This is a genomic window from Psychrobacter sp. 72-O-c (assembly GCF_904846605.1).
Classification (GTDB): domain Bacteria; phylum Pseudomonadota; class Gammaproteobacteria; order Pseudomonadales; family Moraxellaceae; genus Psychrobacter.
Window position 1 is genome coordinate 1 of record NZ_CAJHBI010000062.1, and the last position, 3730, is coordinate 3730.

Genomic DNA, 3730 nt, shown 5'->3' on the forward strand with positions numbered 1-3730 from the left:
ACGGTACTGAAATGGTTATGCCTGGTGATAACGTTGAGATGGGCGTAGAGCTTATCCACCCAATCGCTATGGACAAAGGTCTTCGCTTCGCTATTCGTGAAGGCGGCCGTACAGTAGGCGCTGGTGTTGTTGCTACTGTTAAGGACTAATACTTAGTTACTGATTGCAGTACTTAAGTGTTTGACTAAAAAGCCGTTCTCTTTATTGAGGGCGGCTTTTTTTATGAGTTAAAATTAATGAATAAGTAAGGTTTATTTATATTAAAATAATAGAGTCGATTTAAAATCGTAAGTCATACTGAGTGTGAATTAAGCACGATAAAGCTGAATAAAGAGAAAAATGATGCTCATTATAGAAGCACTAACTACGGAATTAGCTGTACGTACGACAACCATTCAAGCGGTCGCTGCTATTGAAGCTGTCATTCAGCCACATGATGTGTGGACTTATCAGGCACTTACTGACTTACTTGCACAAAATAGTATGAAGTTAATGACCGCTACCCATTCGATCAATGACGATATTTTAGGATATTGTCTGTATCAAGTGGTCTTTGAGCAAGCAGAGATATTGCGAATCGGTACCCACCCTAAGTATCAACGGCAGGGTATTGCCTCACAATTATTTGTTACGTTAAATGAAGAATTGCAAGCTTGCGAAGTTGATAGTCTATTATTAGAAGTACGCGCGGACAATGCGCCAGCGATTGCATTGTATGAACAGCAGGAATTTACGATTATCCATCGCCGCAAAGGCTATTACCAATTGCCACATCAGCCAGCTATTGATGCATTAATTATGCAGCGCGAATTTTAACCACCGTTACGTCATAAAAGATTGTTATACAGAGTTGGTCTCATCCAGAAGCTGCTCCATTAATCGTTCATCCCACTCACCTTTAGAAAGAATGTTAGTATTATCTGATTTCATGTCTTCTAATACTGCACGGCGAGCATTAAGTTCGTTAATGACGTTGATAAGATTCACTTGTTGGCGTTTCGTTTGAGCGAGCTTTTCAGAAATAATACTTATTTGTTTATCGATATCTAGAGTGCCATCGTAATAGTCATTGAGGCAGTTTTTAACTTCATTGAGATTAAAGCCAATAGCTTGTGCACTTTTGATCAGCTCAATGCGCTCGATACACTCTGGGTGAAATTCGGTATATAAACGGGATCCTGCTTGGCGTTTGCGAGATTTTAGTAGTCCTAATTGATCATAATGACGAACGGTATCTTTGGTGGTATTGGCCTGTGTGGCTAGTGTTCCAATGAGCAAGAATGAATTATCAGGTGCCATAGCATAACCTTGTGATCATAAAGAACAAGTTAATATTCAATAAAAAATTGAGAATTAAAACGATAAATTAGAGCAATGATTGCTCATTTTAAGACTCGTTTTTTTGTATTTGCCATGGCGCTGGGGATTCTAGCATAGCAACTGCCAATGCTTGATGAGAGTCAGGTTGCCATGTTACTGAGCGACTGCCAATCAAGGTATCTAATTGGATGAGGAAATCAGCGCGTGGTAAGGTTTCCGCACCTAAGCTCATCAAATGCTCATTCGGCAGCTGACAGTCTACCAGTGCCACATTACTCTGTGCACATAAGCGCATCAGCCCCCAAAATGCCAGTTTTGAGGCGTTTGATGCACGGTGAAACATGGATTCACCAAAATAGATGCCACCTATTTTTAGCCCGTATAGACCGCCAATCAGCTGTTGCTGGTCATCCCAAACCTCAATGCTATGAGCAAAGCCGTGAGCATGTAGCTCGGTATAAGCGTCGATCATCTCATCGTGAATCCAAGTGTGCTCGCCTTCAGCCAACCCATCACTACGCGGTAAACTACAGGCGTGTATAACCTCATCAAACGCTTGATTGACCGTTAATTGCCAACGCTCACGCTTTGCTTGGCGACGTAGAGACTTGCTCGGCTGATAGTCAGTCGGCACCATCACGCAGCGCGGCTCAGGGCACCACCAAGCGATAGGTTCATCTTCATTGAACCAGGGGAATAGCCCTTGAGCGTAGGCAGAAATTAAGGTTTCAGGAGCTAGGTCACCGCCTACCGCCACCACGCCGACACCATCAGGGTCGACGTTAGCAGGGTTTGGGAAATCATAACGCCCAAGACTTTTTAAGGTCTCAGGCGTTATATACGCGGCTTCAAGAGGACGCGTAACAGAGTCACTAATAGCCGTTCGCGCCGCTGTGTTATGAGCGGCTTGATCAGAATGGCTCACTTAAGCCTCTGTGTCAGCAGTCAAGGTAGAAGCGTAAGTATGGTCTTGAGCATGGGTTTCACCTATGGCATCTAGATACTTTTCGGCATCAAGTGCAGCCATACAGCCGGTTCCCGCTGAGGTAATGGCTTGACGATAAACATGGTCTGCCACGTCACCAGCAGCAAATACGCCTTCAATACTAGTCTGGGTTGCATTGCCATTAAGTCCGCTATTAACAATAATATAGCCATCTTTCATATCTAATTGACCGTCAAATAGGTCAGTATTGGGCTTGTGACCAATCGCAACGAACATACCAAAGACGTCTAACTTCTTGGTGCTGCCATCGACAGTAGACTTAATCACCACGCCATTGACGCCCATATCATCGCCGACCACTTCTTCAACACTGTGATTCCATTCGATTTTAACGTTGCCGTTTTTGGCTTTTTCGAACAGTTTATCTTGCAGGATTTTCTCAGAGCGTAAGCTATCGCGGCGATGGACTAAAGTCACTTCGGCAGCAATGTTAGACAGATACAAAGCTTCTTCGACTGCGGTATTACCACCGCCGATGACCGCGACTTTTTGGTCTTTGTAAAAGAAACCGTCACAAGTAGCACAAGCTGAAACGCCCAAGCCTTTAAATTTTGTTTCTGACTCTAACCCTAGATACTGGGCAGAGGCGCCCGTTGAGATAATTAGGGCATCGCAAGTGTAGCTGCCGTTGTTGCCCTCTAATTTAAAAGGACGTTCGCTAAGATCAACGGTGTTAACGTGGTCATAGACCAATTCAGTACCAAAGCGTTCGGCATGGGCTTTCATACGATCCATCAGTGCAGGACCGGTTAAGTCATAAGCATCGCCCGGCCAGTTATCGACTTCGGTAGTTGTGGTGAGCTGTCCGCCCACTTCCAAACCGGTGACCATAACAGGCTTTAAGTTAGCACGAGCAGCATAGACCGCTGCCGAATAGCCAGCAGGGCCTGAGCCTAAAATAATAAGTTTTTCGTGACGAGGAGTAGGGTTAGCAGTTGTCATGGACGTTCCTTACTAAAGGTGAAAATTGAAAAATGTGAGAGTTGAAAAGTTAAATAACAAATATAATAAAAAATAATCATTAAAAATTAGCACTAATGTAGTTTTTCTAATTGCTGTGTGATACTAACATAAGGGCATTCAGCAAAAAGCGCAAGTTTGCTAAAATAAACATGGATATCACTACAATCAAAGCATGTTTACCTTGAAATATTGTTGATGGAAAATCGTAAGAGACTCCAAAAATATCAAACAAAGGTTTTAGAAATTTTCTTTTAGTTGCGGTGTTTGTTTGCTAAATTACTTATTGGTCTGTTTTCTTACGCGCTTTCTTACATTTAGGACTTACGCAACCTTCAGCCTAGGCGAGCGTAACTGCTCGCAAAGGTAGTTATCAAGTAAGCCATGTTTTAATCGATACACCGTTTGCCTTGTTTGTCTGGCGAGTCTGGTTAAGCATATCCA

Annotated in this window: 4 protein-coding genes and 1 pseudogene; 2 read left to right on the plus strand and 3 right to left on the minus strand. The window is 43.1% G+C overall.

All coding sequences use genetic code 11. The annotated features are described in order from the left end of the window. Positions 1 to 149: pseudogene (locus JMX97_RS13540) on the plus strand (elongation factor Tu); the annotation flags it as partial. A 190-nt stretch (positions 150 to 339) separates the two neighbouring features. Beyond that, on the plus strand, positions 340 to 816 hold the full coding sequence (rimI, locus tag JMX97_RS13545; RefSeq protein WP_227671618.1) for a ribosomal protein S18-alanine N-acetyltransferase: 477 nt from the start codon (positions 340 to 342) through the stop codon (positions 814 to 816). A 24-nt stretch (positions 817 to 840) separates the two neighbouring features. Here the strand turns inward: rimI and JMX97_RS13550 are convergent, their stop codons facing one another. From JMX97_RS13550 to trxB, 3 genes are all read right to left on the minus strand, one after another. Further along, a complete protein-coding gene (locus JMX97_RS13550; RefSeq protein ID WP_201558946.1) occupies positions 841 to 1299 on the minus strand; it encodes a MerR family transcriptional regulator in 459 nt (152 codons plus the stop codon). An 88-nt stretch (positions 1300 to 1387) separates the two neighbouring features. Then, positions 1388 to 2197: a leucyl/phenylalanyl-tRNA--protein transferase gene (gene aat, locus JMX97_RS13555; RefSeq protein ID WP_201558950.1), complete on the minus strand. Its 810-nt coding sequence runs from the start codon at positions 2195 to 2197 to the stop codon at positions 1388 to 1390. A gap of 48 nt (positions 2198 to 2245) precedes the next feature. Then, a complete protein-coding gene (gene trxB / locus JMX97_RS13560) occupies positions 2246 to 3268 on the minus strand; it encodes a thioredoxin-disulfide reductase (protein WP_201558948.1) in 1023 nt (340 codons plus the stop codon). Positions 3269 to 3730: the final 462 nt, after the last annotated feature.

Bases quoted from the DNA above. Each gene is read 5' to 3' on its own strand.
- rimI (WP_227671618.1), top strand. From the start codon at position 340: ATGATGCTCATTATAGAAGCACTAACTACGGAATTAGCTGTACGTACG.
- JMX97_RS13550 (WP_201558946.1), bottom strand. From the start codon at position 1,299: ATGGCACCTGATAATTCATTCTTGCTCATTGGAACACTAGCCACACAG.
- trxB (WP_201558948.1), bottom strand. From the start codon at position 3,268: ATGACAACTGCTAACCCTACTCCTCGTCACGAAAAACTTATTATTTTA.